Origin of the sequence: Pseudolabrys sp., assembly GCF_035943735.1 — a bacterium.
Taxonomy (GTDB): domain Bacteria; phylum Pseudomonadota; class Alphaproteobacteria; order Rhizobiales; family Xanthobacteraceae; genus Pseudolabrys.
Map to the genome: position 1 here is coordinate 129241 of NZ_DASZBV010000022.1, position 25603 is coordinate 154843.

A 25603-nucleotide genomic window follows, 5' to 3' on the forward strand; every position below is an offset into this window, starting at 1 on the left:
ATAATGTTGCGGCGGCTTATAGGCCTGTGAGGACGCTATGGATCACGTGTTGACCAGCTTGGGCGCATTCGGCCACGGCGTCGCGGGCTACATCGTCCCGTTCCTGTTCGTCCTCACGATTGTCGTGTTTTTTCATGAGCTTGGCCACTTTCTCGTCGCCCGCTGGTGCGGCGTGAAGGTACAGGCCTTCTCGATCGGCTTCGGCCCCGAGATCGTCGGTTTCAACGACCGTTACGGCACCCGCTGGAAGCTTTCGGCGATCCCGCTCGGCGGCTTCGTCAAGTTCTTCGGCGACGAGAACGGCGCCAGCGTGCCAGACCGCGCGGCCGCCGCGGCCATGAACGACGAGGAGAAGAAGGTCAGCTTCGTCTACCAGCCGGTCGGCTCGCGGGCGGCCGTGGTCGCCGCCGGTCCGATCGCCAATTTCATCCTGGCCATCGCCATCTTCGCCATAATCTTCACGACCGTCGGCCGCCAGATCACCAGCGCGCGCGTCGATACGGTGCAGCCCAACAGCGCCGCCCAGGCGGCGGGCTTCCAGCCGGGCGACATGGTCCTATCGATCGACGGTGGCAAGATCGACAGCTTTTCCGACATGCAGCGTATCGTCAGCGTCAGCGCCGGCGAGCCCCTGAAGATCGTGGTCGACCGTGGCGGCAAGCAGGTGACGCTGACCGCCACCCCGCAGCTGCGCGAGTTGAAGGATAACTTCGGCAACGTGCATCGGCTCGGCGTGCTCGGCATCACCCGCTCGATGCATCCGGGCGACGTTAAGACCCAGAAGTTCGGACCCGCGTCCGCCGTGGCCGAAGGCGCCAAGGAAACCTGGTTCATCGTCGACCGCACGCTGTCCTACATCGGTGGCGTGTTCGCGGGGCGTGAATCGGCCGACCAACTCGGCGGCCCGATCCGCATCGCGCAGGTATCGGGGGAGGTGGCCACGGTCGGCTTCGTCGCCCTCATGCACCTGACCGCCGTGCTGTCGGTCTCCATCGGCCTCCTGAACCTGTTCCCGATTCCCCTGCTCGATGGAGGTCACCTTTTGTTCTATGGAATCGAGGCGGCCCGCGGCCGGCCTCTGTCCGAGCGGTCCCAGGAAATCGGCTTCCGCATCGGGCTGGCGATCGTTGTCATGTTGATGATTTTCGCAACCTTTAATGACATTCTGCGCCTGGCCACCTCGTAAGCGTTGCCGCGCGGCAACTTTTTGAGGGGAAAGGGAAAGTCGGGCGGGCACTTTCGTTTGCAGCGCCGCCAAAACGCTGTACAAAGTCCGCAAGCCTGCCCGGGAGTCTGCCGAATCCGCAGTGGGGGCGGCCGCAAGGATCGAGAGGGCGCGTAGCGCATGGGACTTTGTGTGCGGTTTTTTAGGGGGCTTGCGCTCGGCGGCGTACTCCTCAGCGGCATTTTTTTTGGTGCCGTCGGCGTTAGCATTGCAGGTGCCGGCGTTGCGGCCGCACAGTCCGTTAACTCCATCGAAGTGCAGGGAAATCGGCGCGTCGAAGCGTCGACCGTGCGCTCCTATTTCCATCCCGGTGCCAATGGCCAGCTCGGTCCGGCCGAGATCGACGAGGGCCTGAAGGCCCTCTACGCCACCGGCCTGTTTTCCGACGTGCACATCAGCCACGCGGGCGGTCACATCGTGATCGTGGTGGCCGAAAATCCTGTGATCAATCAGGTCGCCTTCGAGGGCAACAAGAAGGCCAAGGACGAGCAGCTCAAGGCCGAAGTGCAGTCGAAACCGCGCGGTACGCTGTCGAAGCCGACCGTGCAGGCCGACGTGCAGCGTATCATCGACATCTATCACCGCAGCGGTCGCTTCGACGTCTCGGTCAACCCGCAGATCATCGAGCTGCCGAACAACCGGGTGAACCTGGTCTTCGAGATCAAGGAAGGAGCGAAGACGGGGGTCAAGGAGATCCGGTTCGTCGGCGCCCACGCCTTCTCGTACAGCCGCCTCAAAGAGGTCATCAAGACGAGCGTCAGCAACTGGCTGAGCTTCCTGCAGACGACCGACATCTATGATCCGGATCGCGTCGAGGCCGATCGCGACCTGCTGCGCCGCTTCTACCTGCAGCACGGCTACGCGGACGTGCGCGTCGTCTCGGCGGTCGGCGAGTACGACCCGGCGAAGAAGGGCTTCGTCATCACCTTCACCATCGACGAAGGTCCGCAATACCATGTCGGCACCGTCGACGTGGTGTCGAACGTGCGAGCGATCAGCCCGTCCGTCGTGCGCAGCAAGGTTAAGCTCAGCCCCGGTAGCGTCTACAACGCCGACCTCGTGCAGAAGAGCGTCGAGGCGATGACCATCGAGGCGGCGCGCCGCGGCTACGCCTTCGCCAACGTGCATCCGCGCGGCGACCGCAATACCGCCGCGCGCAGGATCAACCTGACCTTCGTCGTCGACGAGGGGCAGCGCGCCTACATCGAGCGCATCAACATCCACGGCAACGTGCGCACGCGCGATTACGTCATCCGCCGCGAATTCGATATCGGCGAGGGCGACGCGTACAATCGCGCGCTGATCGATCGCGCCGAACGCCGGCTCAAGAACCTCGACTTCTTCAAGACCGTCAAGATCACCAACGAGCCGGGCTCGGCGCCCGACCGCGTCATCATCGACGTGAATGTCGAAGAAAAGCCGACCGGCGAGTTCTCCATCGCAGGCGGCTACTCGACCGCCGACGGCTTCATCTCCGAAGTGAGCATCGCCGACCGCAACCTGATGGGACGCGGCCAGTACGCCAAGGCGTCGGTGAGCTACGGCCAGTATTCGCGCGGCGTCGATCTGTCGTTCGTCGAGCCGTACCTGTTCGGCTACCGCATGGCCGGCGGCATCGATCTGTTCGCGCGGCAGAATCTGCAGAACAGCTACGTGTCGTACAACACCAGCACCTACGGCACGAACCTGCGCCTGGGTCTCGGTCTGACCGAGGAAATCGCGTTCCAGCCGCGCTATTCGATCTACCGGCAGGAAATCACGCTGCCGGACCAGTACAACAACTGTAAGGACTCGACCGCGGCGGTGAACTACCGCGCCGGCATTGGAACGGGTGTGCAGCCTGGCGACCCCTGCTACTCCGACGGCGAAGCTTCGCTGCCGGTTCGTCGCGAACTGGCGAACGGCCCGGTGACCGTGTCGATGGTCGGCTACACGCTGAGCTACAACACGCTCGACAACGTCAAGATGCCGACCAGCGGCCTCTATGCCGAGTTGAAGAACGACTTCGCCGGCGTCGGCGGCGACGTGGACTTCATCCGTACCCAAGCCGAGGTCCGCAACTACTACGAAGTCTTCCCGGACGTCGTCAGCGTGCTGAAGGTTCAGGGCGGCCACATCGCTTCCTGGGGCGGCCAGCAGCTGCGCATGCTGGATCACTTCCAGATGGGCCCAAATCTCGTCCGCGGCTTCGCGCCGTCGGGCATCGGTCCGCGCGACCTGACCAGCGGCACGACCAACGATTCGCTCGGCGGGTCGATGTACTGGGGCGCCAGCCTTGAGGCGCAGACGCCGCTGTACTTCCTGCCGAAAGAAATCGGTATCAAGCTCGCCGCGTTTGTCGATGCCGGTTCGGTGTGGGGCTACAAGGGCCCGACGACCTGGGATCAGACCGGTGAAACCGTGCAGGTCGGCCTCGACAGCTTCAGTGACGTCCGCTCGTCGGCCGGTATCGGTCTGTTGTGGGATTCGCCGCTTGGACCGCTGCGCTTCGACTTCGCCTATCCGATCACGAAGTACTGCCAGACCGGTCTGGCGGGCAATCAGGTGTGCGACAACACCCAGTTCTTCCGCTTCAGCGGCGGCACCAAGTTCTGATCGTGGCCGAAGCGCGGCCGAGACGCCTGGGGTGATGAGCGAGCCGGTCTTCCTGCGGCACTCGCGCGGTCTCACGCTTGCTGAGATCGCGACTGTCACCGGCGCCGCAGCGCCGGTGAAGGGCGCCGATTCCCGGCGCGTCTCCGGCATCGCGACCCTCGATCGCGCTTCACCCGGCGACCTCGTGTTCCTCGACAGTCGGATGCACGCCGCGGCCGCGCGAGCCACCCGCGCCGGCGCCTGTCTGACCACCGAGGCGCTCGCCGCCAATCTCCCGGCGGACACTGTGCCGCTGATCGTGAAGGCGCCGTACCGCGCCTTCGTCGTTGCAGCGCGCGAGATGTTCCCGCAGGCCTTGCGACCGTCGTCGCTCGCCGCCGCAGGATCACTCGAGGGAGCGCATGTCGACACGAGCGCGCGGCTCGAACTCGACGTGACCGTCGAACCCGGCGCCGTCATCGGGCCGCATGCAGAGATCGGCAGCGGCACGCTCATCGGCGCCAATGCGGTGATCGGCGCCGAGGTGCGCATCGGCCGCGACTGCGCCATCGGTTCCGGCACGACGGTCACCCACGCCCTCATCGGCGACCATGTCGTGATCCATCCCGGTTGCAAGATCGGGCAGGATGGCTTCGGCTACGTGATGAGCGGCACCGCCCACATGAAGGTGCCGCAGATCGGCCGCGTCATCATCCAGGACGAGGTCGAGATTGGCGCGGGAACCACGATCGACCGCGGAGCGCTGCGGGACACGGTGATCGGCGAGGGCAGCAAGATCGACAATCTCGTGCAGATTGGCCACAATGTGACGATCGGGCGCCATTGCATCATCGTCGCGCAAACGGGTATCTCCGGGTCCGCGACGCTCGAGGATTTCGTGGTGCTCGGCGCCCGTTCGGGTGTGAACAACCAAGTTACGATCGGCGAGGGCGCGCAGATCGCCGGCGTGAGCGTCGTGCACGGTGACGTTCCGGCCGGTGCACGCTGGGGCGGCACGCCGGCCAAGCCGGTCAAGCTGTGGTTCCGCGAGATGAGGCTGCTGGAGCAGATGGCGCAGCGCATGGGTGACGCCAGGTCGGGCAAGGACGAAGCGTGACGATGGATGCGCCGGTGACGACACTTGAGGCTGCCGACATCGCCAGGGTGATGGCGATGCTGCCGCATCGCTATCCCTTTCTGCTCGTCGACCGCGTGATCGACATCAGAGGCGACGAGCACGGCATCGGCATCAAGAACGTTACGATTAACGAGCCCCACTTCCAGGGCCATTTCCCGGAAAATCCGGTGTTTCCCGGCGTTCTGATGATAGAGGGCATGGCGCAGACCGCCGGCGTCATGTGCATCATCGCGTCCGGTTCGACGCCGAAATCGGTGTTCTTCCTGACCATCGACAAGGCCAAGTTTCGCAAGCCCGTTTTGCCCGGCGACACCATCGAATATCACATGAACCGCATCCAACGCCGCCGCACGATGTGGTGGTTCCGCGGCGAGGCAAAGGTGAACGGCCAGATCGTCGCCGAGGCCGAAGTCGGCGCCATGATTTCCGACCGATGAGCGAAGCCAGCATCGATTCTTCGGCGCGCGTCGCCGCCGGTACGCAAATCGGCAGCGACGTCGTCATCGGTCCGTTCTGCACCATCGGGCCGCATGTATCGATCGGCGACGGCTGCGTGCTGGTCTCGCACGTCAACATCGCCGGCCACACCACCATTGGCCCGCGCAACAAGATCCAACCCTTCGTCTCGCTCGGCACGCCGCCGCAGTCGGTGAGCTATCGGGGCGAGCCGACGAAGCTCGTCATCGGCGCCGACAACGACATCCGCGAGCACGTGACCATGAACACCGGCACGGTCGCCGACCGCGGCATTACGCGGGTAGGTGACGGCTGCATATTCATGGTCAACTCGCACGTCGCGCACGACTGTACCGTCGGCAACAAGGTCACCTTCGCCAATAATGCCGTGCTCGGCGGTCACGTCACGGTCGGCGACAACGTCGTGTTCGGTGGCGGCGTCGCGGTGCGGCAGTTCGTGCGCATCGGCGAGGGCGCGATGCTGGTCGGCCTCTCCGGGATCCGCGCCGACATCATTCCCTACGGTATGGCGCACGGGCCGCTGGCGAACCTCGTTGGCCTCAACGTTGTCGGCATGCGCCGCGGCGGCCTGTCGAAGGCGGATATCCACCGCGTGCGCGATGCCTATCAAGCACTGTTCTTCGGCGCGGGTGAATTCCGTGCGCGCCTCGAGCAGGTCGCCGCCGACTTCGCCGGCGAAGCGCTGATCATGAAGATCGTCGACTTCATCCGCGCCGGGAAACGGCCGCTGACCATGGCCATCAAGCGCGGCGGGACGGACGACGACGCATGAGCGCCGCGCCGCCAACGGTCGCGGAAGGACCGCTGGCGTTGGTCTGCGGCGGCGGCAGTCTGCCGCTGGCGGTTGCCGATCACGTCTCGGCGCGCGGTCGGCGCGTGCTGCTGTTTCCGCTGCGCGACGCCGCCGATCCAAAGGACTTTGCCGGGCGCGAGCATCACTGGATTCATGTCGGCCAGTTCGGCAGAGTGATGCGCATCGCGCGCGCACAAGGCTGCCGCGAAATTGTGCTGATCGGATCGTTGGTACGGCCGTCTTTGTGGTCGAGATGGCCCGACTGGACGACACTGAAGATGCTTCCACGCATCGTGGCCGCGTATCGGGGCGGCGACAATCATCTGTTGTCGAACGTGGCCAAGCTGGTCGAGCAGCAGGGCTTCACATTGCGCGGCGCGCATGAGGTGGCCCCGGAGATCCTCGCACCGCGCGGTGCGCTCGGTCGCCTGCGGCCGTCGGCCGGCGATGAGGCCGATATCGCGCTCGCGCTCGATTATCTGGCTACGGCCGGCCGCTTCGACATCGGGCAGGCGGCCGTGGTCGTGAACCGGCACATTGTCGCGGTCGAAGCGGCGGAAGGCACCGACGGCATGCTGGCGCGCGTCGCCGCGTTGCGCGCCGAAGGGCGCATTCCCGCGCCGAAGGGCGTGCTGGTGAAGGCCCCGAAGCCGCAGCAGGATCGCCGCTTTGATCTGCCGTCGATCGGACCGAAGACGGTCGAGGCGGCGGCGGGCGCGGGCCTTGCCGGCGTGGCCGTGATAGCCGGCGAAACCGTCGTGGCCGATCCGGCCGCCTTGGCTGACGCCGCCGATCGCGCCGGACTGTTCGTCATCGGTGTCGGCGGACCGGCCGCATGAGCGCGGCGGCGCACGTCTTTCTGGTCGCCGGCGAGGAATCGGGCGACCGGCTCGGCGCGGCCCTGATCGGAGCGCTGAAAGAGGCGACGCAAGGGCAGGTGCGCATTTCGGGCGTCGGCGGCGCGCACATGGCCGAAATGGGCGTTGTGAGCCCGTTCCCGCTCGGCGATCTGGCAATCATGGGCTTCGCCGCGATTCCCGCGCGACTGCCGTTGATTCTGCGCCGCATCCGCGAAGCGGCCGACGCGGTCATCGCGGCGAAACCCGATGTTCTTGTGATCATCGACAGCCCGGAGTTTACGCATCGGGTGGCCAAGCGCGTGCGCGCGCGCGCGCCGTCGATCCCAATCGTCGATTACGTCTGTCCGTCGGTGTGGGCGTGGCGGCCGGGACGCGCACGCGCGATGCGCGGTTATGTCGATCGGGTATTAGCGCTTTTGCCGTTCGAACCCGAAGCAATGCGGCGGCTCGGTGGACCGCCCACCGACTTCGTCGGCCATCCGTTGTCGGAGCAGGTCGCGCGCCTGCGCCCGAACGGCGACGAAGCGCAGCGCAGGCTTGCCGATCCGCCGCTCGTCCTGGTGCTGCCGGGCAGCCGTTCCGGCGAGGTGCACCGGATGGCCGGCGTCTTCGGCGACGCGGTCGCGCAGGTGAGCGTGCAATCGGGCCCGCTCGAGGTCGTCGTGCCGGCGGTGCCGCGGCTCGCCGCGCTGGTGCGCGAAGCGGTAGCGTCCTGGCGCGTGCCTGCGCGGGTCGTCACCGACGCCGCCGAGAAGGACGCCGCATTTCGCGCAGCGCGCGCCGCGCTGACAAAGTCGGGCACGTCGACGCTGGAGCTTGCGGTCGCCGGCGTGCCGATGGTCGCCGCCTACAAGGTGCCGCTGATGGAGGAACTGATCGCGCGGCTGCTGGTCAAGGCCGACACCGCCATCCTCGCTAATCTCGTGCTCGGCGAGAAGGTGATCCCCGAGTTCCTGCAGCGCGACTGCACGGCCCGTAAGCTCGCCGCGGCGCTGACGCCGCTTCTGTCCGACACGCCGCAGCGGCGGGCGCAGACGGCGGCGCTGGCGCGGCTGGACCATGTGATGGGGATCGGCCAGGCCAGTCCCGCCGCGCGCGTGGCAGCGCTCGTTCTGGGCGCATGCCGGCGGATTTAACCAATCTACGCGCGAGGAGATGACCGGACTACCGTCCCGATAGTACCTTGCTCCGGCGCTGCGAACGGGCTTATGTCATTCTTCCAACGGGACTTCCGCCTTTGACTCTTCCGTCACCGCGTGCCGCCATCACTGCCGTGCACGGCTACCTGCCGCCGGATCTGCTGACAAATGCGGATCTGGCGCAGCTCGTCGACACCACGGACGCGTGGATCACCGAACGCACCGGCATCAAGGAACGTCATGTGCTCAAGGGCGAGGGGCTCGGCACCTCGCACATGGCGGCTGAAGCGGTGCGCGGCCTGCTCGCCAAGACGCACACGCGGCCCGAGGACGTCGACCTTCTAATCTGCGCGACGACGACGCCCGATTTGCAGTTTCCCTCGACCGCCAATCTCATCTGCGACATGGTCGGCATCCGCAATGTCGGCTCCTTCGATGTGCAGGCGGCCTGCTCCGGCTTTCTCTATTCGCTGACCGTCGGCGCGCAGTTCATCGCCGCCGGTACCGCGCGAAAAGTGGTGGTGGTCGGCGCCGACAAGATGTCGTCGATCATCGACTACACCGACCGCGCGACCTGCGTGCTATTCGGCGACGGCGCCGGCGCGGTGCTGCTCGAGCCCGATGCCAACGGCTACGGCATCATGGATTCGCTGATCCGCTCCGACGGCTCCGGCATGATCCATCTGCATCAGAAGGCCGGCGGCTCGCGGCTGCCGCCGACGGCGGACACGATCGCGGCGCGGCTGCACTACGTGCACCAGGAAGGCGCTGCGGTTTATAAATTCGCCATCGCCAAGATGGCTGAGGTGTCCGGCGAGATCATGGCGCGCAACAACCTGCGCGGCGACATGATCGACTGGCTGGTGCCGCACCAGGCGAACAAGCGCATCATCGAGTCGACCGCCGAGCGCATGGGCATGCCGATGGATCGCGTGATGGTGACGATCCACAAATACGGCAACACCACCAATGCGACGATCCCCCTCTGCCTCTGGGACTACGAGTCGAAACTGAAGCCCGGCAACAAGATGGTGCTGGCGGCCTTCGGTGGCGGCTTCACCTGGGCCGGCCTCTACGTGCAGTGGGCCTATGACGGCGCGAAGGCGGCAAAGCTCAATGGACACGGCGCCAACGGGCACGGCTGACCGCGCTCGCGACGACCACTACCAGAAACAAATAGGGCGGCCCGAAAGGCCGCCCTTTGTTATTCGTCGCCTTGCGCCGCTTACTTGCGGCGCGAGATCGGCACGTAGTCGCGGCGGGTGGCGCCGGTGTAGAGCTGACGCGGACGGCCGATCTTCTGCTTCGGGTCCTCGATCATCTCCTTCCACTGCGCGATCCAGCCGACCGTGCGGGCGACCGCGAAGAGCACCGTGAACATCGTGGTCGGGAAGCCCATCGCCTTGAGCGTGATGCCCGAATAGAAGTCGATGTTCGGATAGAGCTTCTTCTCGACGAAGTAGTCGTCGTGCAGCGCGATCTTCTCGAGCTCCATCGCGACGTCGAGCAGCGGATCGTCCTTGATGCCGAGCTCGGCGAGGACCTCATGGCAGGTCTTCTGCATGATCTTGGCGCGCGGATCGTAGTTCTTGTAGACGCGGTGACCGAAGCCCATCAGGCGATAGGGGTCGTTCTTGTCCTTGGCGCGCTTGATGAACTCGGGGATGCGGTCGACCGAGCCGATCTCGCGCAGCATGTTGAGCGCAGCCTCGTTGGCGCCGCCATGCGCCGGGCCCCAGAGGCAGGCGCAGCCGGCAGCGATACAGGCGAACGGATTGGCGCCCGACGAGCCGGCGAGCCGCACCGTCGAGGTCGAGGCATTCTGCTCGTGGTCGGCGTGCAGGATGAAGATGCGATCCATCGCGCGCGCCAGCACCGGGTTCGGCTTGTAGTCCTCCGACGGCACCGCGAAGCACATGTTGAGGAAGTTCGAGGCGTAATCGAGCTTGTTCTGCGGATAGACGAATGGCTGACCGACCGAATACTTGTAGGCCATCGCGGCGAGCGTCGGCACCTTGGCGATCATGCGGATCGAGGCGACCATGCGCTGGTGCGGATCGGAGATGTCGGTCGAGTCGTGATAGAAGGCCGACAGCGCGCCGACGCAGCCGGTCATCACCGCCATCGGATGCGCGTCGCGGCGGAAGCCCTGGAAGAAGCGGCTCATCTGCTCGTGCACCATCGTGTGGCGCGTGACGCGGTAGTCGAAATCGGCCTTCTGCGACGGCGTCGGCAACTCGCCGTACAGCAGCAGGTAGCAGGTCTCGAGGAAATCGCCGTGTTCGGCGAGTTGCTCGATCGGATAGCCGCGGTACATCAGGATCCCTTCATCGCCGTCGATGTAGGTGATCTTGGACTCGCAGCTCGCCGTCGAGGTGAAGCCGGGGTCGTACGTGAACATCCCGCTCTCGCCGTAGAGCTTGGAGATGTCGATGACGTCGGGGCCGACCGTGCCGCTGTAGACGGGGAAGTCCCAATTATTATTGCCGACCGCTATCGTGCTGGTCTTCTTTTTGGCGTCGGTTTTGGCGTCCATGGTCGAGCCCTCACATTGGCAACGAGCGGTGCGTGGGAAAGGCACCGGAAGGAGCGGGGCGCGCCGGGGTCGGGCGTGTCTCGGTTCCGGCCGCTGTTTGCGTAGCCCATCCCACTGTGCGCTGCAAGATCGCGCACCGCATTGCTATGCCCGCGATATAGGCATGCCAGGCGTTTCGCCCGCGTAAATTACGTCGCGGCGGCGGCTGCGACCTGATCGCGCAGGCGGGCGATACTTTCGTCGCGGCCGAGCACCGCCAGCACGTCGAAAATTGGCGGCGACGTGGTCTTGCCGGTCAAAGCGGCGCGCAGCGGCTGGGCAATGGAGCCGAGTTTCTGCCCGGATCGCTCGGCAAAGCCCCGCACAACCGCTTCGATGGCCGATGCGGTCCAGTCGGCTACCGCGTCGAGTTCCGGCAGCAGGCTGCCGATCGTGGCTCGGGCCTCGGCGGTCAGCAGGGCAGCGGCCGGTTCGGTCATCGGCAACGGCCGGTCGGCCCACAGGAAGCGGGAGGCCTCGAACAGTTCGACCAAAGTCTTGGCGCGCTCCTTCAGCCCCGGCATGGCGGCAATGAGCGTTTCGCGCAGCACCGGCGAGAGCCGCGCCGCAAGCGCGTCGCCACCCGCAATGTGGGGCAGCACCGTCTCCAGCGCGGCGAGCAGATCGGGGTCGGTCGTAGCGCGGATGTAATGGCCGTTGAGGTTCTCGAGCTTGGCGAAGTCGAAGCGCGCCGGCGAGCGACCGATATGGGCGAGGTCGAAGGCTGCGACCATTTCCGCTTCGGTGAAGATCTCCTGGTCGCCGTGCGACCAGCCGAGACGTACGAGATAGTTTCGCATGGCGGTCGGCAGGTAGCCCATGGCGCGGTAGGCGTCGACGCCGAGCGCGCCGTGCCGCTTCGACAGCTTGGACCCGTCCGGCCCGTGGATGAGCGGGATATGCGCCATCGCCGGGACGTCCCAGCCGAGCGCGTCGTAGATGTGCTTCTGGCGCGCGCCATTGGTGAGGTGGTCGTCACCGCGGATAATGTGCGTCACGGCCATGTCGTGGTCGTCGACCACCACGGCCAGCATGTAGGTTGGCGTGCCGTCCGACCGCAGCAGCACGAGGTCGTCGAGGTCCGCGTTCTGCCAGACGACGCGGCCCTGGACCTGGTCCTCGATCACGGTCTCGCCGGTCTGCGGTGCCCTGAGCCGGATCACCGGCTTGACGCCGGCGGGCGCCTCGGACGGGTCGCGGTCGCGCCATAGTCCGTTGTAGAGCTTGGACCGACCCTCCTTGCGGGCGGCCTCGCGCATGGCCTGCAGTTCCTCTGGCGAGGCATAGCAGTGATAGGCCTTGCCCTCGGCCAGCAGCTGCTCGGCGATCTCGCGATGGCGGGCGGCGCGGGAAAACTGGTAGACGACGTCGCCGTCCCATTCGAGGCCGAGCCATTCCAGCCCGTCGATGATGGCGTCGATCGCCGCCTTGGTGGAGCGCTCGCGGTCGGTGTCCTCGATGCGCAGCAGCATCTTGCCGCCGTGGCGGCGCGCATAGAGCCAATTGAACAGCGCGGTGCGGCCGCCGCCGATGTGGAGGAAGCCGGTGGGAGAGGGCGCGAAGCGGGTGACGACGGTCATCTTGGGGCGGCGTCTAGCACGGTTGCCGGGATATTGTCAGCGCGGTTGACATTGAGCGGATCGTCCCGACATGGCATAGGCCGCCGGGCGGCCGCGGCCGCGACTGATGGATTTCAAGGGTATCGAGAAGCATGGCCACCGACGTCAAGGCAAGCGGGAATGCGGGCGCCATTGAGGCGGGCCGCGATTTCATCCGCGACATCGTTAAGGCCGATCTCGACGCCGGTCGCATCGAGGGAGTGGTCACCCGTTTCCCGCCCGAGCCGAACGGTTATCTGCACATCGGCCACGCCAAATCCATCTGCCTCAACTTCGGCATCGCGCAGGAGTTCGGCGGGCGCTGCCATCTGCGCTTCGACGACACCAATCCGGTCAGGGAAGAGCAGGAATATATCGATGCCATCAAGCACGACGTCGAATGGCTCGGCTTCAAGTGGGGCGAGCACCTCTATCACGCGTCCGATTACTTCGAGCGACTCTATGCCTGGGCCGAGGACCTGATCCGCGCCGGCAAGGCTTATGTCGATGACCAGACGCCGGAAGAGATGCGGGTCAACCGCGGCACGCTGACCGAGCCGGGCAAGAACTCGCCGTTCCGCGACCGATCGGTCGAGGAGAACCTCGACCTTTTCCGCCGCATGCGCGCCGGCGAATTTCCGAACGGCGCGCGCGTGCTGCGCGCCAAGATCGACATGGCGTCCGGCAATATCAACCTGCGCGATCCTGTGATGTACCGTATCCTGCATGCCAATCATCCGCGCACCGGCACGCAGTGGAAGATCTATCCGAGCTACGACTATGCGCACGGCCAGTCGGACGCGATCGAGCACATCACCCATTCGATCTGCACGCTCGAGTTCGAGGATCACCGGCCGCTCTACGACTGGTTCATCGCCAACCTGAAGGTGCCGTCGACGCCGCACCAGTACGAGTTCGCGCGGCTCAACCTCACCTACACGGTGCTGTCGAAGCGGGTGCTCACGAGGCTGGTCACCGACAAGCACGTCTCCGGTTGGGACGACCCGCGTATGCCGACGCTCGCTGGCTTGCGCCGGCGCGGCGTGCCGGCGGAGGCGCTGCGCGAATTCGTCAAGCGCATTGGCGTCGCCAAGGCGAACAGCGTGGTCGATGCCGGCATGTTCGAGTTTGCTATCCGCGAGGTGCTCAACAAGACGGCGCAGCGGCGCATGGCGGTATTGAAGCCGTTGAAGGTGGTGATCGAGAACTATCCGGAGGGGCAGAGCGAGGAGCTCGAAGCGGTCAATCATCCCGACGATGCGACCGCGGGCACGCGCAAGATCAAGTTCCGCCGTGAGCTCTATATCGAGCAGGACGACTTCATGGAGAATCCGCCGAAGAAGTTCTTCCGGCTATCTCCCGGCACCGAGGTGCGCTTTCGTTACGCCTACTTCATCACCTGCAAGGAGGTGGTGAAGGACGCGGCCGGCAACGTGATCGAATTGCGCTGCACCTACGATCCCGCGACGAGAGGCGGCAATGCCCCGGACGGCCGCAAGGTCAAGGCGACGATCCACTGGGTGTCGGCGAAGGACGCCGTCTCCGCCGAGGTGCGGGTCTACAATCCGCTGTTCGCCAAACCCGATCCGCGCGGCGGCGAGGACTTCGTCGCCGACCTCAACCCGAACTCGCTCGAGGTATTGGCGGACGCGAAGCTGGAGCCGTCGCTCAAGGATGCTGCACTCGGCGTGCCGATCCAGTTCGAGCGGCAGGGCTATTTCTGCCTCGACCGCGACAGCGCCGCCGGCAAGCTCGTGTTCAACCGCACCGTGGGTTTGCGCGACTCTTTCGCCAAGGAAGTCGCCAAATAGAGGTCGCCGCTTGGATGTGACCGTCAGACGCCTGGTGGTCGGCGACGCGGAGGCGCTTCGGCGCTTGCGTCTCGAGGCGCTGCAGGCGGCGCCGGAAGCATTCAATTCGAGCTACGAGGAAGAGGCGGCGCGGCCCTTCGACTGGTTCGAACGCGTCGCCACGGGGCCGGACCGCAACGCAATGTTCGGCGGCTTCCACGACGGCGCGCTCGTCGGCATGGCCGGCTTCGTCGCCGGCGAACGCCTCAAGGAACGGCATAAGGGCGTCCTGGTCGGGGTCTACGTGCAGCCGGCGTTCCGCCGCCGGCGGCTGGCGCGCCGGCTCGTCGAGGCGGTGATCGCACATGCCGCGCAGCACGCGCGCGTGCTCAATGCCACCGTCGGGGCCGACAATCAGTCGGCCTGCGCGCTCTATCGCGCGCTCGGCTTTACGACCTACGGCACCGAACCGCAGGCCCTGTGCGTTGGCGGCCGCTTCCTCGCCACCGACCTCATTCAGCTCGACCTCGCCAACCACAGGACGTGATTGCCGCGTTCACAACCGTTCTCCTAGCCACAACCGCGCAATGGCCTAGCATCGACCTGTGGTTGTGCGGGGTTGCGTCATGGCGTGGGGCGGGGACACGGATCCACGGACGCGGGCGGTCGCGGGCGTCATCGCCGCCGGCCGGCGCGCCGGCGTCGCCTCCGGCGACTTCGCCCGTCGTTCCGAAACCCTGCGCAAGCTCGTCGCGGACTGGGCGCTGGCCGAGGTCGCACCGGGCCGGCTGCTGCCCTGGCTCGCCGTCGCCTTCGGCTTCGGCGCGGTGCTCTATCTCGCCGCCGACACCGAGCCGGCGCTCTGGGCGGCTACGCCCGCGGCGCTGGTCGCCGTAGCGCTGGCCTTCCTCGCCCGCCAACGGCCACTGGCCTTTCCGCTCCTGCTCGGGTTCGCCGGCATCACTGCCGGCTTCGCTGTCGCCACGATGCAGACCGCGCGCATTGCCCATCCGGTGCTGCGCTACCCGGTCGGCAGCGCCACGCTCGGCGGCTACGTCGAGATCCGCGAAGGCCGCGAACGCTCGGACCGGGTCACACTGCGCGTCACCCATCTCGAAGGCCGCCGCATCGGCGTCCGTCCGGAGCGGGTGCGCCTCGCCATCCGCAAGGACACGGCGCCGCCGGTCGGAAGCTTCATCGAGCTGAAGGCGCATCTGTCCCCGCCGCTACCGCCCTTGCGCCCCGGCGGTTACGACTTCGCGCGCGACATGTACTTCCAACAGATCGGTGCATCCGGCTACGCGCTCGGCAAGATCAGGGTCGTGACGCCGCCGGCCAGCGGCGGCTGGTGGCTGCGTTATGCGGCGTTCCTCGATGCCACGCGCGCCTCGATCGACCGCCGCATCCACGCGGTGCTGCCGGGCGACCGCGGCGCCATCGCCTCGGCGCTGATCACCGGCACGCGCGACGCCATATCCACGCCGGTCAACGACGCGATGTACATTTCGAGCCTCGCGCATGTGCTGTCGATATCCGGCTATCACATGGCCGTCGTCGCCGGCATCGTCTTCTTCGTCATCCGCGGTTCGCTGGCGCTGGTGCCGGGATTGGCCATTCGTCATCCGATCAAGAAATGGGCTGCCGCCGGCGCCTTTGCCGCCGCGTTTTTCTATCTTTTGCTGTCGGGCTCCGAGGTGGCGACGCAGCGCTCCTTCATCATGATCGGCATTGTGCTCCTCGGCGTGATGATGGACCGGCCGGCGCTGACCTTCCGCACCATCACGCTCGCCGCTTTCGGTGTGCTCGTGCTGGCGCCGCAGGCGGTGGCGCATCCAAGCTTCCAGATGTCGTTCGCGGCGACGCTCGCACTCGTCGCCGGGTACCAGCACGGTCTGCCGTGGAAGGCCGGCAAGGATACGCCCCTGGCCGCCCGCGTGGCGCTGTGGGGCGGGCGCGAGGTCGCGGGTTTGATCCTCGCCTCGGTCGTCGCCGGCTTCGCCACCACGCCTTACGCCGCGTATCACTTCCATCGGCTCGCGCCTTACGGCGTGCTCGCCAATCTCGGCGCCATGCCGGTCGTCTCCGCCGTGGTGATGCCGGCCGGCATCCTTGGCGTCGTCCTCGTGCCGTTCGGCGTCGACGCGCCGTGCTGGCACATCATGGGCTGGGGCATCGACTGGATGATCGACGTCGTGCTGTGGGTGGCTCGCCTGCCCGGCGCGGTGGGACGGGTGCAGGCCTTCGGCAACGGGCCGCTGCTCCTGTCGACGCTCGGCATCCTGCTGCTTTGCCTGTTGCGCACGCCGCTGCGCTGGAGCGGCGCGGTGCTGGGCGTGATCGCCTGCATCTGGGCGGCGCTGGCGCCGCGGCCCGACGTGCTGATCTCGGCCGACGGGCAGACCGCGGCTTTCCGCGGCGCCGACGGCCGGCTCAGCGTGCTGCACAGCGGTCGCGACGCCTTCGCGGTCAAGGAATGGCTCGCGGCCGACGCCGATGCGCGCACGGCGAAGGACAAGTCGCTGGCCACAGGGGCGCGCTGCGATTCCATTGGCTGCATCGGCGCGCTCAAAGACGGGCGGCTGGTGTCGATGGTGCTCGCGCTGGAAGCCTTCGACGAGGACTGCGCTCGCGCCGCCGTCGTCGTCAGCGCGCGCGCGGCGCCGGTGCCGTGCAAGGCGCTGCTGGTCGACCGGCCGGCGTGGCAGGCGCGCGGCGCGATTTCATTGCGCTGGACCGGCGCTCGCTTCGAGGAGACGGCGGCGCGGCCGCCGGGCAGCGACCGCCCGTGGGCGCCGGCGCCGCGCACCCGGCAAACAAAAGCGGCGCCGCAGGACGCGACGCCGCGCTTGCAGGATGTCGCGCCGGCCGATCAGTAGCGCCGGAAAAGCCCGGCCAGCTTACCCTGGATGCGCACGCGGTTGGGCGGCAGGATGCGCACTTCGTAAGCCGGGTTCGCCGGCTCCAGCGCGATCGAGGCGCCGCGGCGGCGGAAGCGCTTGAGCGTGGCCTCCTCGTCGTCGATCAGCGCCACGACGATGTCGCCGGTGTCGGCGGCCTCGGAGCGGCGGATCAGGGCGATGTCGCCGTCGAGGATGCCGGCCTCGATCATCGAATCGCCGCGCACCTCGAGGGCGAAGTGCTCGCCGGCCGAGAGTAGGTCGGGCGGCATGTTGATGACGTGGCTGCGCTGCTGGATGGCCTCGATCGGCGTGCCGGCGGCAATACGGCCCATGACCGGTACCGCGATCGGGCGGCCGCTATTGTCGTCCTCCGACACCTGCCGGACGCGGCCGAGGTCACCCTCGATGACGCTGGGGGTGAAGCCGCGCGAGCGGCTGGAGCCGATGCCGTGACCGACCGAGTCGGGCAGCTTGATCACCTCGATGGCGCGAGCCCGGTTGGGCAGGCGGCGGATGAAGCCGCGCTCCTCCAGGGCGGTGATCAGGCGGTGGATGCCGGACTTGGAGCGCAGATCGAGCGCATCCTTCATCTCGTCGAAGGACGGCGGCACGCCAGCCTCTGTCAACCGCTCGTGGATGAAACGCAGGAGCTCGAACTGCTTGCGCGTCAGCATCAGGACCTTCCCCGGTCGCCCCGCCCGCCGGATCCCCGAAAGGGAGGGGGCAGGTCAGAAACAAATCATGAACGGACACTATCCGTTCGATATGTGTTCCGCAACCATTTAATTTGGAGTGAAGAACTCGAAGGGCCGCTAAAGGGCGAGCTTAAGGATGACGCAGGGTGAACCGGCGGGGGCAGCCGGCGCGTGCGGCGGCCGAATCACCAGGCATCCGGCGCGGGAGAGATGCGCCATAAGCGACGAATCCTGTGAGGATACAGGCGTCGCAATCGGGCCGTCCGCGCCGAAGCTCAGCGTGGCCCTGAGGTAATCCTCGCGCTCGTCGTTTTCCGGCAGGTCGCGGCCGAGGCGGGCAGTCTCACGCACGCGCTCGATATCGGAGCGGCCGGAGAGGCGGCGAATCAGCGGCACCAGGAAGAGCACGCTGCAGACATAGGACGAAACCGGATTGCCGGGCACGCCCAGCACCTGCAGGTCGCCGAGGCGGCCGTGCATCATCGGCCGGCCGGGCCGCAGCGCCACGCGCCAGAAGGAGAGGTCGAGGCCTTCGGCCTTCAGCGCCTTCTGCACCAGATCGTGCTCGCCGACCGAAGCGCCGCCGGTCGTTACCAGGATGTCGGCGCCCCAGTCGCGGGCGCGGCCGATGTGGGCGCGGATGGCGTCGAGGCTGTCACGGGCGATCCCGAAGTCGCGTGCCTCCGCGCCCTCGGTGCGGGCAAGCGCAGTGAGCGCGAAGCCGTTCGAGTAGACGATCTCGCCGGGCTGCGGCTCGGTGCCGGGCATCACCAGTTCGTCGCCGGTGCCGACGATGGCGACCTTCGGCCGCCGGAAAACTGGCACTCGGTCATGATTCATCGAGGCGGCGAGCATCAAATCGCGGTCGTCGAGGCGGCGGCCTTGCTCGAGCAGGACCTGACCTTCGCTAAAGTCGATGCCCTTGCGGCGGATGTTCTTGCCCTTGATGCCGGAGCGCTTGATGACCACGCGGTTCTCCGCGCGTTCCGTTACTTCCTGGATGATCACGCAGTCGGCGCCGGCCGGCAGCACGCCGCCGGTGAAGATGCGAGCGGCCTCGCCCGGGCCGACCGTGCCCTCGAAGGGATGGCCGGCGGCGACCTCGCCGATGATGGTCAGCGTCGACGGCTCGTGCGCCGTGTCCGCGGCGCGCACGGCATAGCCGTCCATGGCCGAGACGTCGTCCGGAGGCTGCGTGCGCTTCGCGGCGAGATCGGTCGCCAGCACGCGGGCGAGCGCGTCATCGAGTGCGACGGTCTCTGTGCCAAGCGGCTGCGTGCCGGACAGCACCTGGCGCAACGCTTCGGCAACCGGCATCAACGGCATTTCAGGACTTCTCCGCACGCCAGTCGCCGGACTTGCCGCCACGCTTTTCCAGAAGGCGGATGCCCTCGATGCGCATGCCTTTCTCGATCGCCTTGACCATGTCGTAGATGGTCAGGCACGCGACCGACACGGCGGTCAGCGCCTCCATCTCGACCCCGGTCTGGCCGTTGACCTTGACGGTCGCCTGTACCCGGTAACCGGGCAGGGCGTGCTCCGGATCGATCTCGATCTCGACTTTGGTGATCGGCAGCGGATGGCAGAGCGGGATGAGCGAATGCGTGCGCTTGGCCGCCATGATGCCGGCGAGCCGCGCGGCGCCGAGCACGTCGCCCTTGAGCGCGTTGCCGGCGATGACGCGGTCGAGCGTGTCCTTGCGCATGGTGACATGGCCCTCGGCGACCGCGATGCGCTCGGTCTGCGGCTTGCCGGAGACGTCCACCATGCGCGCTTCGCCGCGCTGGTCGATGTGGCTGAGCGTCGGCTGCGGGGCTGGCGAGGGCGGCTTGCGGCTCCGCGAAGACTTGGTCTTGCGGGCCATGCTCGTCACTCCGCGGCGGCGGTCTGGCGCGCCAGCAGGGCGCGGGTCGCGGCGGCGACGTCCGCCTGGCGCATCAGGCTTTCGCCGATGAGGAAGGTCGAGATGCCGACCTTCGCGAGGCGGGCGAGGTCGGCTGGGGCATAGAGCCCGCTCTCGCCGACGACGACGCGGTCCTTCCGGACGCGCGGGGCAAGGCGCTCGGAGACGGCCAAAGTCGTCTCGAAGGTGCGCAGGTCGCGGTTGTTTATGCCGATCAACTTCGACTTTAACTTCAAAGCGCGGTCGAGCTCATCTTCCTGATGAACTTCAATCAAAACATCCATACCCCAGCTAAGAGCGGCGCTTTCGATCTGCTGGGCGGCGGAGTCGGTGACTCCGGCCATGATGATCAGAATGCAATCGGCGCCCCAGGCACGCGCCTCGGCAACCTGATAGGGCTCGTAGATGAAGTCCTTGCGCAGGGCCGGCAGCCGCGTCGCCGCGCGCGCCTGCGTCAGGTATTCCGGCCGGCCCTGGAACGAGGGGGCGTCGGTCAGCACCGAGAGGCAGGTGGCGCCGCCTTCTTCGTAGGCGCGCGCGAGCGCCGGCGGATCGAAATCGGCGCGGATCAGGCCCTTCGAGGGGCTGGCTTTCTTGATCTCGGCGATGAGGGCGTAGGCGTCGGTCGCGATCTTGCGCTCGATCGCCTTGAGGAAGCCGCGTGGGGCACCTTGCGCCTTTGCCTCGGCCTCGATCACCGACAGTGGCTTCGCGCGCTTGGCCGCCGCGATCTCCTCGCGCTTGTAGGCCTCGATCTTTTTCAGAATGTCGGCCACGTCATTCCTCCGTGGCGTTCGACACGGCGATCAGCCGGTCGAGGCGGCCTTCGGCTTCGCCCGTGTCGATCGACTTGGCGGCGAGTGCGGCGCCTTCCTTCAAATCCTTCGCCTTGCCGGCGACGATCAGCGCCGCCGCGGCATTGAGCACGGCGACGTCGCGGAAGGGGCCGCCCTTGCCCTGCAGCACGCCGAGCAGCGCCTTGGCGTTGTGCTCGGCGTCACCGCCGCGCAGGGCGTCCGGCTTGCTCCTCTGAAGGCCGGCGTCTTCCGGCGTGATCTCGAAGCTGCGCACTCTGCCGTCCCTGAGCTCGGCGACGGCGGTCGGACCCGTCGTGGTGATCTCGTCGAGCCCATCGGAGCCGTGCACGACCCAGATCGACTCGGAGCCGAGATTTTTCAGCACCTGCGCCATCGGCTCGATCCAGTGGCGCGAGAAGGTGCCGATCATCTGCCGCTTGACGCTCGCCGGGTTCGACAGCGGCCCGAGCAGATTGAAGATCGTGCGCGTGCCGAGCTCGACGCGAGTCGGGCCGACGTTCTTCATCGCAGGATGATGCGCCGGCGCAAACATGAAGCCGATGCCGGCATCGCGGATGCAGCGGCCGACGCCTGCGGAATCCAGATCGATATTAACGCCCAAGGCCTGCAGCACGTCGGCCGCGCCCGACTTCGACGACAACGCGCGGTTGCCGTGCTTGGCGACCGGCACGCCGGCGCCGGCGACAATGAAGGCGGCGCAGGTCGAGATGTTGTAGGAGCCGGAAGCGTCGCCGCCGGTGCCGACGACGTCGATGGCGTCGGCTGGCGCCTTCACGCCCAACATCTTCGCGCGCATCGTCGTCACCGCGCCGGTGATCTCGTCGACGGTCTCGCCGCGCACGCGCAGCCCCATCAGGAGGGCGCCCATCTGCGATGGCGTCGCTTCGCCCGACATCATGCGGTCGAAGGCGGCGGCGGATTCCTCGCGGGTAAGGCTGGCGCCGGTCGCGACCTTGGCGATGAGCGCCTTGAATTCGTCGGCCATGTCCGCCCCTTCTAGACCGCTGTCTTCAGGCCCGAGGCGGTGCGGCGGCCGCTCTTTGCGTTCCATTCGGCCGCGAGATCGAGAAAATTCTTCAGCATCAGATGGCCGTGCTCCGAGGCGATGCTCTCGGGATGGAATTGCACGCCATGGATCGGCAGGGTCGCGTGCATCAGCCCCATGACGAGGCCATCCTCGGTCTCGGCATTGGCGATGAGCTCGCGCGGCAGCGAGGCGCGGTCGACGACCAGAGAATGATAGCGCGTCGCCTTGAACGGGCCGTTGATGCCGCGGAACACGCCGGTATTGGTGTGCCGGATCTCGGACAGCTTGCCGTGGATCGGCACCGGCGCACGGACCACCTTGCCGCCGAAAGCCTGGCCAAGGGCCTGATGGCCGAGGCAGACGCCGAGGAGCGGCACCTGACTTTTTGCCTTGCCGATGAGGTCGAGGCAGATGCCGGCCTCGTTCGGGGTGCAGGGGCCGGGCGAAAGCACGATGGCGTCGGGCGCCAGCGCCAGCACCGCGTCGGCGGAAATCTTGTCGTTGCGATGGACGATGACGTCCGCCCCCAGCCCGCCCAGGTAATGGACGAGGTTGAAGGTGAAGCTGTCGTAATTGTCGATGACAACGATCATGTTCTGCTGCCCGCTCAGGGTCTTACGGCGCGGGCGGAGGGGGGTCAAGCAGCCCTGGTTGCCGTCGGGGAGCACCTCGTGCCTTCGTTTCCTCGAGGCATTTGGCGATTTCCGGAGTTGCGTGGCTCACCGCAGCGGCCGCCATGGCATATCGATCACCTCTCGGCCCCACCCGCGATTTACCGCGATGGCGTGCTGCCGCATGATGATCGCCGCGGCTTCGTTTTCGGCGTGGGCGCATTCGACCACATCGTGCGCCAGACGGTGCTCGGTGAGGGCGGTGTCGAAGCCCGGTTCCGCCGCGTCCGTCGCGCTGGCCGGAAACGGCTTCGAGACATAGACGCGATTCTGCGCGTCCGCAGGAGCGACACAGTAGCCCCATGCTGCGGCGCGCGCCGTCTGTTGCAAAGCCATCATTGCAAGCGCCAGCGTGACCGCGGTTTTGATCGGCGTCATGCGGTGTCGTCGCGCGAATGTCGCGCAATGTCCGTAAAGCCGCCCCCGGCTATGCATACTAAGACCGGGGACGTGCGATTCGGATAAAAACGCCATAAAGCGCGGGCTGGTGGCGCCGGCCATCGGAAGCTGGAGATCATCACCATGAGCGATGTGTGTACGCGGGGCCTGGATACGGGCTTCGTCGCCCTCGGCTACGGTAAGGTAGCCATTCTCGGCGTACTGCAGGGCATTACCGAACTGATGCCGATCTCCTCCACCGCGCATATGCGACTGGTGCCGGCGTTCCTCGGCTGGACCGACCCGGGCTCGGCCTTTTCCGCGGCGATGCAGCTCGCGGCGCTGGCTGCGGTCGTCAGCTACTTCTGGGCCGACGTGAAAGGGCTGTTCGTCAATTCGCTGTCGGCACTATCGCAAGGCCGTTTCAGCGATCATTCGCTGCGCTTCGTCATCTGGGTGTGCATCGCGACTATCCCGATCGGGCTCGCCGGACTCGCGTTGGCGCCGGTATTGAATGCCTGCAACTCGCCGCTGCGGCGCATCGAGGTGATCGGTTGGGCCTGCGTCGGGCTGGCGGCGCTGCTCGGCATCGCCGAGATCAGAGCGCGTCATCGCCGCACGATGGAGCAGGCGAGCTTCTGGGACGCGCTGCTGGTCGGCATCGCGCAGGTCGGTGCGCTCATCCCCGGCGTGTCACGCTCCGGCTCGACGCTGACGGGCGCGCTGGCGCTCGGTTTCAAGCGCGAGGAGGCGGCGCGCTTCTCGTTCCTGCTCGGCGTTCCGGCGATCACGCTCGCCGGGCTGAAGGAAATTTACGAACTGCACAAGGTTCATCTCAGCGCGCACGGCTGGTCTGTGCTCGCGGTCGGGCTAGTGGTCGGTTCGATCTCGGCCTTCTTCACGATCTGGGGCCTGATGCGCATCCTCGAGCGCTACTCGAGCTGGCCCTTCGTGCTCTACCGTTTCCTGCTCGGCGTCGTCATCCTCGTCGGCGCGGCGGTCGGCTGGTTCGCCTGAGGCGACGGCGCCTCATGCCTTGTGGATCGAGTCGATCCAGGCGACGTCTTCCGGCTTCTCGACCGGCTCGATGTCGAGATTGACCACGACCGCCTCGTTGTCCGAACGCACCAGCACGCATTCGAGCACCTCGTCGCGGCTGGCGTTGATCTCCTGGTGCGGCACGTAAGGCGGCACGTAGATGAAGTCGCCGGGGCCGGCTTCGGCGGTGAATTCGAGGTGCTCGCCCCAGCGCATGCGTGCGCGGCCGCGCACGACATAGATCACGCTTTCCAGCGCGCCGTGATGATGCGCGCCGGTCTTGGCGTTCGGGTGGATGGCGACGGTGCCGGCCCAGATCTTCTGCGCGCCGACGCGCGCGGCATTGATCGCCGCCTTGCGGTCCATGCCGGGCGTCTGCGCCGTGTTCGGGTCGAGATTGTTGCCGGGGATGACCCGGACGCCGTCGTGCTTCCACCTCGGCTCGTGCGGATGATCGTGGTCGTCGGACATCGCTCGTCCTCCGCTACTGACCGCGCTTGGCCTGGCTGGCGAAGCGCCGCGCCTCTTCCGCCGCGCGGAACAAAGCCTTCGCCTTGTTGACGCATTCCTGCTGCTCGGAGGCCGGGTTGGAATCGGCGACGATGCCGGCGCCGGCCTGCACGTACATCTTGCCGTCCTTCACCAATGCGGTGCGCAGCACGATGCAGGTGTCCATCTCGCCGGCGGCGGAGAAGTAGCCGACGCAGCCGGCGTAGAGGCCGCGCTTGTCCTTCTCCAGTTCGTCGATGATCTGCATCGCGCGCACCTTCGGCGCACCGGACACGGTGCCGGCCGGGAAGCCGGCGGCCAGCGCGTCGAGCGCATCGTATTTGGCATCGAGCCTGCCCTCGACGTTGGAGACGATGTGCATCACGTGGCTGTAGCGCTCGATGAAGAACTGGTCGGTGACCGTCACCGTGCCGATCGCGGCGACGCGGCCGACGTCGTTACGGCCGAGGTCGAGCAGCATCAGATGCTCGGCGCGCTCCTTCGGATCGGCGAGCAACTCCTCTTCGAGCGCCTTGTCCTCGTGCGGCGTGAGCCCACGCGGCCTTGTACCGGCGATCGGCCGGATGGTGACGACGTCGTGCGACACCTTCACCAGGATCTCCGGGCTCGAACCGGCGACGGCGAAGCCGCCGAAGTCGAGGAAGTAGAGATAAGGCGAGGGATTGGTGCGGCGGAGCGCGCGATAGAGCGAGAAGGGCGGCAGCGTGAACGGCGCCTCGAAGCGCTGCGCCAGCACGATCTGGAAGGCGTCGCCGGCGGCGATGTACTCCTTCGCGCGCGCGATCATGCCGGCGAATTCCTGCGGCGTCGTGTTCGACTGCGCCGGCACGTCGATCGGTCCTTCGGCGAAATCGGTGAGCGACTTGTCGAGCGGGCGGTCGAGTGCGTCGACCACGGCGCCGAGGCGTTCGACCGCGCGCACGAGCGCCACGGTCGCGTCGACGCCAGGCTCCGGCCGCACCGGCGTCACCACGGTCATCGCGTCCTTGACCGTGTCGAACACGACGATGAGCGTCGGCCGCACCATCACCGCGTCGGGAATGCCGACCGGGTCCGGCTTGTCCGCCGGCAGATGCTCCATCTGCCGCACCATGTCGTAGCCGAGATAGCCGAACACGCCGGCGGCCATCGGCGGCAGCACGTCGGGCAGAGCGATGCGGCTCTCCGCGATCAGCGCCCGCAAGTCATCGAGCGGCGGGGCGCCGCACGGTTCGAACGTGTCCGGCTTGCTGCGCGCGGAGCGGTTGATCGATGCTTTGCCATCCTGCGCGCGCCAGACGAGATCGGGCTCGAGCCCGATGATCGAATAGCGGCCGCGCACGGCGCCGCCCTCGACCGACTCGAGCAGGAAGCTCATCGGCTTGCCGCCGCCGAGCTTGAGAAAGGCCGACACCGGCGTTTCCAGATCGGCGACGAGGGTCGTCCACACCACCTGCGCCTCGCCGCGCCGATAGCGCGCGGCGAAGACGTCCTCCGACGGCTCGATCTGCATGG

23 protein-coding genes are annotated in these 25603 nt (G+C 66.8%); 12 read left to right on the forward strand and 11 right to left on the reverse strand.

What is annotated here, in order from left to right:
- The first annotated feature begins 37 nt into the window (after positions 1 to 37).
- The 8 genes from rseP to VGV41_RS17585 all read left to right on the forward strand — a co-directional run bounded on the left by rseP (position 38) and on the right by VGV41_RS17585 (position 9351).
- On the forward strand, positions 38 to 1186 hold the full coding sequence (rseP, locus tag VGV41_RS17550) for an RIP metalloprotease RseP (protein ID WP_326865253.1): 1149 nt from the start codon (positions 38 to 40) through the stop codon (positions 1184 to 1186).
- Positions 1187 to 1345: 159 nt separating this feature from the next.
- Positions 1346 to 3820: an outer membrane protein assembly factor BamA gene (gene bamA / locus VGV41_RS17555; protein WP_326865254.1), complete on the forward strand. Its 2475-nt coding sequence runs from the start codon at positions 1346 to 1348 to the stop codon at positions 3818 to 3820.
- A gap of 34 nt (positions 3821 to 3854) precedes the next feature.
- The gene (lpxD, locus tag VGV41_RS17560; RefSeq protein WP_326865255.1) at positions 3855 to 4916 is read left to right on the forward strand and encodes a UDP-3-O-(3-hydroxymyristoyl)glucosamine N-acyltransferase; all 1062 of its coding nucleotides are present in this window, start codon (positions 3855 to 3857) and stop codon (positions 4914 to 4916) included.
- Positions 4917 to 4918: 2 nt separating this feature from the next.
- The gene (fabZ, locus tag VGV41_RS17565) at positions 4919 to 5374 is read left to right on the forward strand and encodes a 3-hydroxyacyl-ACP dehydratase FabZ (protein WP_326865377.1); all 456 of its coding nucleotides are present in this window, start codon (positions 4919 to 4921) and stop codon (positions 5372 to 5374) included.
- The gene (lpxA, locus tag VGV41_RS17570; protein WP_326865256.1) at positions 5371 to 6186 is read left to right on the forward strand and encodes an acyl-ACP--UDP-N-acetylglucosamine O-acyltransferase; all 816 of its coding nucleotides are present in this window, start codon (positions 5371 to 5373) and stop codon (positions 6184 to 6186) included. Before fabZ ends, lpxA begins: the two co-directional genes overlap by 4 nt.
- Positions 6183 to 7046, forward strand: coding sequence for an LpxI family protein (locus tag VGV41_RS17575; protein ID WP_326865257.1), 864 nt, complete (start codon positions 6183 to 6185; stop codon positions 7044 to 7046). Before lpxA ends, VGV41_RS17575 begins: the two co-directional genes overlap by 4 nt.
- Complete coding sequence (gene lpxB, locus VGV41_RS17580) at positions 7043 to 8203, forward strand: lipid-A-disaccharide synthase (RefSeq protein ID WP_326865258.1); 1161 nt, start codon at positions 7043 to 7045, stop codon at positions 8201 to 8203. The genes VGV41_RS17575 and lpxB overlap by 4 nt, the downstream gene beginning before the upstream one ends.
- A 101-nt stretch (positions 8204 to 8304) precedes the next feature.
- Positions 8305 to 9351, forward strand: a complete 1047-nt coding sequence (locus VGV41_RS17585) for a beta-ketoacyl-ACP synthase III (RefSeq protein ID WP_326865259.1) — start codon at positions 8305 to 8307, stop codon at positions 9349 to 9351.
- A gap of 80 nt (positions 9352 to 9431) precedes the next feature.
- On the opposite strand, the gene gltA is transcribed toward VGV41_RS17585, so the two are convergent.
- Together gltA and gltX are read right to left on the reverse strand one after the other, a co-directional pair.
- Positions 9432 to 10742, reverse strand: coding sequence for a citrate synthase (gltA, locus tag VGV41_RS17590; RefSeq protein WP_326865261.1), 1311 nt, complete (start codon positions 10740 to 10742; stop codon positions 9432 to 9434).
- A 188-nt stretch (positions 10743 to 10930) separates the two neighbouring features.
- Positions 10931 to 12361 carry a glutamate--tRNA ligase gene (gltX, locus tag VGV41_RS17595; protein WP_326865262.1) on the reverse strand — a complete coding sequence of 477 codons (1431 nt, stop codon included), beginning with the start codon at positions 12359 to 12361 and terminating at the stop codon, positions 10931 to 10933.
- 131 nt (positions 12362 to 12492) lie between these two features.
- On the opposite strand from gltX, the gene VGV41_RS17600 reads away from it, so the two are divergent.
- The 3 genes from VGV41_RS17600 (at position 12493) to VGV41_RS17610 (ending at position 17045) form a co-directional block, all read left to right on the forward strand.
- On the forward strand, positions 12493 to 14190 hold the full coding sequence (locus tag VGV41_RS17600) for a glutamine--tRNA ligase/YqeY domain fusion protein (RefSeq protein ID WP_326865263.1): 1698 nt from the start codon (positions 12493 to 12495) through the stop codon (positions 14188 to 14190).
- Between the two features lie 16 nt (positions 14191 to 14206).
- Positions 14207 to 14716 carry a GNAT family N-acetyltransferase gene (locus tag VGV41_RS17605; RefSeq protein ID WP_326865264.1) on the forward strand — a complete coding sequence of 170 codons (510 nt, stop codon included), beginning with the start codon at positions 14207 to 14209 and terminating at the stop codon, positions 14714 to 14716.
- A 79-nt stretch (positions 14717 to 14795) separates the two neighbouring features.
- Entirely contained in the window at positions 14796 to 17045 is a 2250-nt protein-coding gene (locus VGV41_RS17610; protein WP_326865265.1) for a ComEC/Rec2 family competence protein, read from the forward strand.
- On the opposite strand, the gene lexA is transcribed toward VGV41_RS17610, so the two are convergent.
- The 7 genes from lexA to VGV41_RS17645 all read right to left on the reverse strand — a co-directional run bounded on the left by lexA (position 17039) and on the right by VGV41_RS17645 (position 22561).
- Positions 17039 to 17743 carry a transcriptional repressor LexA gene (gene lexA / locus VGV41_RS17615; RefSeq protein WP_326865266.1) on the reverse strand — a complete coding sequence of 235 codons (705 nt, stop codon included), beginning with the start codon at positions 17741 to 17743 and terminating at the stop codon, positions 17039 to 17041. The genes VGV41_RS17610 and lexA overlap by 7 nt on opposite strands.
- Before the next feature lie 138 nt (positions 17744 to 17881).
- Entirely contained in the window at positions 17882 to 19090 is a 1209-nt protein-coding gene (gene glp / locus VGV41_RS17620) for a gephyrin-like molybdotransferase Glp (RefSeq protein WP_326865267.1), read from the reverse strand.
- A 1-nt stretch (position 19091) separates the two neighbouring features.
- Positions 19092 to 19628: a cyclic pyranopterin monophosphate synthase MoaC gene (gene moaC, locus VGV41_RS17625; RefSeq protein WP_326865269.1), complete on the reverse strand. Its 537-nt coding sequence runs from the start codon at positions 19626 to 19628 to the stop codon at positions 19092 to 19094.
- Between the two features lie 5 nt (positions 19629 to 19633).
- Positions 19634 to 20443, reverse strand: a complete 810-nt coding sequence (trpC, locus tag VGV41_RS17630; protein WP_326865270.1) for an indole-3-glycerol phosphate synthase TrpC — start codon at positions 20441 to 20443, stop codon at positions 19634 to 19636.
- 1 nt (position 20444) lies between these two features.
- Complete coding sequence (gene trpD, locus VGV41_RS17635) at positions 20445 to 21470, reverse strand: anthranilate phosphoribosyltransferase (RefSeq protein WP_326865271.1); 1026 nt, start codon at positions 21468 to 21470, stop codon at positions 20445 to 20447.
- An 11-nt stretch (positions 21471 to 21481) separates the two neighbouring features.
- Positions 21482 to 22105 carry an aminodeoxychorismate/anthranilate synthase component II gene (locus VGV41_RS17640; protein WP_326865272.1) on the reverse strand — a complete coding sequence of 208 codons (624 nt, stop codon included), beginning with the start codon at positions 22103 to 22105 and terminating at the stop codon, positions 21482 to 21484.
- Between the two features lie 126 nt (positions 22106 to 22231).
- The gene (locus tag VGV41_RS17645; protein ID WP_326865273.1) at positions 22232 to 22561 is read right to left on the reverse strand and encodes a hypothetical protein; all 330 of its coding nucleotides are present in this window, start codon (positions 22559 to 22561) and stop codon (positions 22232 to 22234) included.
- Positions 22562 to 22705: 144 nt separating this feature from the next.
- Here VGV41_RS17645 and VGV41_RS17650 point away from each other — a divergent pair, with 144 nt between their 5' ends.
- Entirely contained in the window at positions 22706 to 23578 is an 873-nt protein-coding gene (locus tag VGV41_RS17650; protein WP_326865274.1) for an undecaprenyl-diphosphate phosphatase, read from the forward strand.
- A gap of 12 nt (positions 23579 to 23590) precedes the next feature.
- Here the strand turns inward: VGV41_RS17650 and VGV41_RS17655 are convergent, their stop codons facing one another.
- Both VGV41_RS17655 and trpE read right to left on the reverse strand, forming a co-directional pair.
- Positions 23591 to 24070 carry a cupin domain-containing protein gene (locus VGV41_RS17655; RefSeq protein WP_326865275.1) on the reverse strand — a complete coding sequence of 160 codons (480 nt, stop codon included), beginning with the start codon at positions 24068 to 24070 and terminating at the stop codon, positions 23591 to 23593.
- A gap of 13 nt (positions 24071 to 24083) precedes the next feature.
- Complete coding sequence (trpE, locus tag VGV41_RS17660) at positions 24084 to 25601, reverse strand: anthranilate synthase component I (RefSeq protein ID WP_326865276.1); 1518 nt, start codon at positions 25599 to 25601, stop codon at positions 24084 to 24086.
- Positions 25602 to 25603: the final 2 nt, after the last annotated feature.

Excerpts from the sequence above, each read along its gene's own strand:
- rseP (WP_326865253.1), top strand. The coding sequence starts at position 38 with ATGGATCACGTGTTGACCAGCTTGGGCGCATTCGGCCACGGCGTCGCG.
- bamA (WP_326865254.1), top strand. The coding sequence starts at position 1,346 with ATGGGACTTTGTGTGCGGTTTTTTAGGGGGCTTGCGCTCGGCGGCGTA.
- lpxD (WP_326865255.1), top strand. The coding sequence starts at position 3,855 with ATGAGCGAGCCGGTCTTCCTGCGGCACTCGCGCGGTCTCACGCTTGCT.
- fabZ (WP_326865377.1), top strand. The coding sequence starts at position 4,919 with ATGGATGCGCCGGTGACGACACTTGAGGCTGCCGACATCGCCAGGGTG.
- lpxA (WP_326865256.1), top strand. The coding sequence starts at position 5,371 with ATGAGCGAAGCCAGCATCGATTCTTCGGCGCGCGTCGCCGCCGGTACG.
- VGV41_RS17575 (WP_326865257.1), top strand. The coding sequence starts at position 6,183 with ATGAGCGCCGCGCCGCCAACGGTCGCGGAAGGACCGCTGGCGTTGGTC.
- lpxB (WP_326865258.1), top strand. The coding sequence starts at position 7,043 with ATGAGCGCGGCGGCGCACGTCTTTCTGGTCGCCGGCGAGGAATCGGGC.
- gltA (WP_326865261.1), bottom strand. The coding sequence starts at position 10,742 with ATGGACGCCAAAACCGACGCCAAAAAGAAGACCAGCACGATAGCGGTC.
- gltX (WP_326865262.1), bottom strand. The coding sequence starts at position 12,361 with ATGACCGTCGTCACCCGCTTCGCGCCCTCTCCCACCGGCTTCCTCCAC.
- VGV41_RS17600 (WP_326865263.1), top strand. The coding sequence starts at position 12,493 with ATGGCCACCGACGTCAAGGCAAGCGGGAATGCGGGCGCCATTGAGGCG.
- VGV41_RS17610 (WP_326865265.1), top strand. The coding sequence starts at position 14,796 with ATGGCGTGGGGCGGGGACACGGATCCACGGACGCGGGCGGTCGCGGGC.
- lexA (WP_326865266.1), bottom strand. The coding sequence starts at position 17,743 with ATGCTGACGCGCAAGCAGTTCGAGCTCCTGCGTTTCATCCACGAGCGG.
- glp (WP_326865267.1), bottom strand. The coding sequence starts at position 19,090 with ATGCCGTTGATGCCGGTTGCCGAAGCGTTGCGCCAGGTGCTGTCCGGC.
- moaC (WP_326865269.1), bottom strand. The coding sequence starts at position 19,628 with ATGGCCCGCAAGACCAAGTCTTCGCGGAGCCGCAAGCCGCCCTCGCCA.
- trpD (WP_326865271.1), bottom strand. The coding sequence starts at position 21,470 with ATGGCCGACGAATTCAAGGCGCTCATCGCCAAGGTCGCGACCGGCGCC.
- VGV41_RS17640 (WP_326865272.1), bottom strand. The coding sequence starts at position 22,105 with ATGATCGTTGTCATCGACAATTACGACAGCTTCACCTTCAACCTCGTC.
- VGV41_RS17645 (WP_326865273.1), bottom strand. The coding sequence starts at position 22,561 with ATGACGCCGATCAAAACCGCGGTCACGCTGGCGCTTGCAATGATGGCT.
- VGV41_RS17650 (WP_326865274.1), top strand. The coding sequence starts at position 22,706 with ATGAGCGATGTGTGTACGCGGGGCCTGGATACGGGCTTCGTCGCCCTC.
- VGV41_RS17655 (WP_326865275.1), bottom strand. The coding sequence starts at position 24,070 with ATGTCCGACGACCACGATCATCCGCACGAGCCGAGGTGGAAGCACGAC.
- trpE (WP_326865276.1), bottom strand. The coding sequence starts at position 25,601 with ATGCAGATCGAGCCGTCGGAGGACGTCTTCGCCGCGCGCTATCGGCGC.